This window comes from Albidovulum sp., from assembly GCF_049646345.1.
GTDB lineage: Bacteria > Pseudomonadota > Alphaproteobacteria > Rhodobacterales > Rhodobacteraceae > Albidovulum.
The window spans coordinates 1-1,679 of the sequence record NZ_JBARVQ010000839.1 but is presented as its reverse complement, the minus strand read 5'-3'; the positions used below and the strand labels follow the sequence as shown (position 1 = coordinate 1,679).

General features: G+C 64.6%; 2 protein-coding genes. One reads left to right on the top strand and one right to left on the bottom strand.

All coding sequences use genetic code 11. From position 1 onward, the window contains the following. Positions 1 to 547, bottom strand: a 547-nt coding sequence (locus WBB85_RS22055) for a TlpA family protein disulfide reductase (RefSeq protein ID WP_432640719.1), incomplete at its 3' end; no start/stop codon positions are given. A 22-nt stretch (positions 548 to 569) separates the two neighbouring features. Between WBB85_RS22055 and argH the strand changes: the two genes are divergently transcribed. Continuing rightward, on the top strand, positions 570 to 1,679 hold a 1,110-nt coding region (gene argH / locus WBB85_RS22050), incomplete at its 3' end, for an argininosuccinate lyase (RefSeq protein WP_432640718.1).

Below are 1,679 nucleotides of genomic sequence, written 5' to 3'. Positions count from 1 at the left end.
TCAGAAGCTCTGCGATGATGGCGCGGGCACTGTCGCTGTTCCACTCGGCATCGCCGGACATCCGCGCGATTTCCCGGCCCTCGGGATCAAGGATCACCGACACCGGCAGGCCCAGCACCCCCATGTCACGCGCCAGCGCCTGTTTCGGATCGAGCAGGACCGGCAGGGTCGCGACCCCCTCTTCCGCAAACAGCCGCTCGATGGCGGGAACCGGATTGCGGCCGGTGGCGATGGTCACGACCTCGAAACCGTCGCCGCTATAATCGCGGTTCAGCGCGTCAAGCGCGGGCAGCTCCTTGCGGCAGGGTGCGCACCAGGTCGCCCAGAAATTCACCAAAACGTATTTGCCCTGCCAGTCCGCCAGAGAATGCTCAGCCCCCGCCGGATCGGTGAAACGCGTAGCCGGAACCGCTGCGGGTTCGGCCGCGAAGGCCAGCTTTTTCATCGTCCCCTCGCGCAGGGCTTCCAGTTCGGCCGTGCCCGCCAAGGCGGTGTTTGCACCGAGTGCAAGGGCCGTGTAGAGGACGGCAGAGGATAACCAGCGCATAAAAGCCTCCGGGGGCGTGACCATGACCGACAAGACCCAGAACGCAATGTGGGGCGGGCGTTTCGCCGACGGGCCCGACGCGATCATGGAGGCAATCAACGCCTCGATCGGCTTCGACCAGCGGCTTTATGCCCAGGACATTGCAGGGTCCCGTGCCCATGCGGCGATGCTCGCGGCACAAGGCATCATTAGCGATAAAGATGCAGAGGCCATTCGGGAAGGCCTGCTCACGGTCTTGTCAGAGATCGAGGGCGGAAACTTCGCGTTTTCGACCGCGCTTGAAGACATTCACATGAATGTCGAGGCGCGGCTGAAGGAAATTATCGGCGAACCGGCCGGGCGTCTTCACACGGCGCGCAGCCGTAACGATCAGGTCGCGACCGATTTCCGGCTCTGGGTCCGCGATCAGGCGGATGCGGCCATAACCGGCCTGACCGCGCTGCAAAACGCGCTCATCGGACAGGCAGAGGCCGGGGCCGACTGGGTGATGCCGGGCTTCACCCACCTTCAGACCGCGCAGCCGGTGACCTGGGGCCATCATATGCTGGCCTATGTCGAGATGTTCTCGCGCGACATCGGCCGGTTCGCCGATGCGCGCAAGCGGATGAACGAATGCCCGCTGGGGGCGGCGGCGCTTGCCGGCACGTCCTTCCCCATCGACCGGCATTCGACAGCAGCAGCTTTGGGTTTCGACCGTCCTGCGGCCAATTCGCTCGACGCTGTCAGCGACCGCGACTTCGCGCTGGAATTCCTTGCCGCCGCCTCGATCACGGCGATGCACCTGTCGCGCTTTGCCGAGGAACTGGTGATCTGGTCCTCGGCCCAGTTCCGTTTTGTGGCGCTTTCGGACCGCTTCTCCACCGGATCGTCGATCATGCCGCAGAAGAAGAACCCTGATGCGGCCGAGCTGATCCGCGCCAAGGTCGGGCGGATCATGGGGGCAAATGTCGGGCTGATGATGGTGATGAAGGGCCTGCCGCTGACCTATTCCAAGGACATGCAGGAGGACAAGGAGACGACGTTCGACGCGCTCCGCGCCTTCCATGTGGCGGTGGCCGCCATGGCGGGCATGGTCGAGGATCTGGAGCCGGTGCCCGACGTCATGAAGGCTGCAGCCGGGGCGGGATACTCC